The following is a 2143-nucleotide window of genomic DNA, read 5'->3' on the forward strand; positions in this document are numbered from 1 at the left end:
TTGCCATCACTAACAATTTTGATACCTAGAAGTTTAACCCGGATCAATAAGTCTTGATCTTCCCAACCCCAGCCCGTAAAAATTTCTTTGTATCCACCGATGCTAACTAGGGTACTTCTTGTTGTACAAATCAATCCGCAACCAGGGCGCAAATCGCCGGAATGCAAGGACCAAGGTACAATCTCAATCGAGGCAGTGTTATCAGCTATCTGAATATTGTAAGTATAGTGATCGCGTTTTACAGAAACTGATTGCGGTTGCGATTCCGCCACGTCTTGCACGTAACAGATAGTGTTAGAGGCTACCTTACTTTTTAGCTGCTTGATAGCTTCTTCATTCCAGATAATATCAGCATCAGAGATTAGCAATAATTCTCGGCTAGATTTGGCGATCGCGTGATTTAGCAGCCTAGACTTATTAAATCCTGTAGTGGGACAATTGAGGATAGAAATGCGATCGCACTTACGAGTAAGTTTTTGTAGACTAGCTATACATTGAGCATCGGTTGAACCACCATCACAGATGGTAATTTTATCGATAGAATTGATGCTTAAGAGAGATTGGACGCATTGCTTGACTTCTGCTCTATCTTTAACTGGAACTATCGCTTCTAACACCACTTTATGCTTGCCAAGCGGAAGCTCTGTGGGGGAGGTTTCCTTCCACAGAGTTTTCCAAGAGAGGGAAACCTGCAACATATTTAAGCTTAATCGGACTTGCGGTAATTAAAGGAGTTAAACATGGTGGTTGCTTTGCTTGCAACGCTGCATAATTGGCTAAGGCTCTACTTTTCAAGACTTTAATTAGTTGATTGCGATCGGGGGAATTTAAACCTGTATCCGCCGCCGTAGTCAAAGATCCCTGGCGCTTGCGGCGATAATAGCAGTAGTAAGGTATATTAACAACTTTTGCGGCTATTGAAGCTCGTAGCAGAAATTCGGTATCACCACCAAACCTTAAACCTGTAGCAAATCCACCTAATCGCATTACCAAATCTCGCGTCACCAAACTACTAGGATGGATTAAAGGATGTCCTGGTTTTTCTTTCAACGCGGCGTTGACATCTAGGGGATAGCAGACAGGGGTGATTTTACCCTCATATACTCTTAATTCTTGCGTCCCCACTAACTCCGCATCCGTAATAGTCATTGCTTGCAATAATCTTTCTAAGCGACTTTTTGTTGACCAGTCATCGGCATCTTGAAATAAATATGCGTCATAATTTGTATTGGCAATTACTTGTTGAATAAGTCTGTAAGGTCCAACCTTGACAGGGGAGGCAAGTAGGGTAATTTGCGGAAACTGCTCAACTATACTTATAGGTGGATTTTCTGAACCATCGTCAATTACAACAATTCTATCTGGCACTCTAGTCTGATTTACCAAGCTTTCTAAACATCTTTTTAGCCATGCTTCGCAGCGATAATGAGGAACAATCGCCAGCACTTGAGGTTTAATATTTTGATTAACTTTTCCTTGAGTAATATTGTGTGTGGCTGCTGTACCCCAACAGAAAGAAACGCCACCAGTTTCTAAAACTTGAGCAATTTCTAAAAGTGTCCAATTTTTTAGCTGTGGTAAGGCTATCGGGGTTAAGTTCTTGCCCAGCAATCAGTAAACTATAACCTTTTTCTAAATAAACTCGCGATCGCTCTTGAGGAGTTGTGGCGACTGCTTGCAGCGCTGATAAATTACTCATGTCACCACTAATTAAGGCTTTGCGCTACTTTAACCAAGCCGTTAAAAACTCATCTTGGGGATCTGGAAAAGTATAAGGGAAAGGTTTCCCGTGTATTAACTCAAACCAGTGGGCAATTAATAATGGACTAAATCGCGGTGCAAAAAAGTTCAAGTCGCCAATTAGTAACGCAAGTATAGGGTTTAAGTGTCGCGCAATTGGTTGAGAAATTCCTTTATTTACGGCAGACTCGAAAGTATGTAGCAAGTGATGGATGTTGAAGGTGTCTAATTGACATTTACTAGGGCGTATCTGCAAACTCAAAAGGGACATTAGATATAGTGGGAAGAAAGTGAGAATATGAAGATTCTAATATCTGAAAACTAACGGGAGTAACTTTCTATGCCGCTACATCGTGGTGACCTAAATGATGCGAATAGGGCAGAAACTTCATCCCTTGCTGCC

3 protein-coding genes are annotated in these 2143 nt (G+C 41.4%); all 3 read right to left on the reverse strand.

Annotation, left to right across the window (positions count from 1 at the left end):
- A partial coding sequence (locus AC2VE5_RS26165; RefSeq protein ID WP_486890480.1) for a glycosyltransferase family 2 protein occupies nt 1-617 on the reverse strand: 617 nt, incomplete at its 3' end.
- 4 nt (nt 618-621) lie between these two features.
- Complete coding sequence (locus tag AC2VE5_RS26170) at nt 622-1611, reverse strand: glycosyltransferase family 2 protein (protein ID WP_486890481.1); 990 nt, start codon at nt 1609-1611, stop codon at nt 622-624.
- Between the two features lie 112 nt (nt 1612-1723).
- Nucleotides 1724-2002, reverse strand: coding sequence for a hypothetical protein (locus tag AC2VE5_RS26175; RefSeq protein WP_486890482.1), 279 nt, complete (start codon nt 2000-2002; stop codon nt 1724-1726).
- Nucleotides 2003-2143 lie beyond the last annotated feature (141 nt).

Source organism: Aliterella sp. E5.1, from assembly GCF_057473825.1.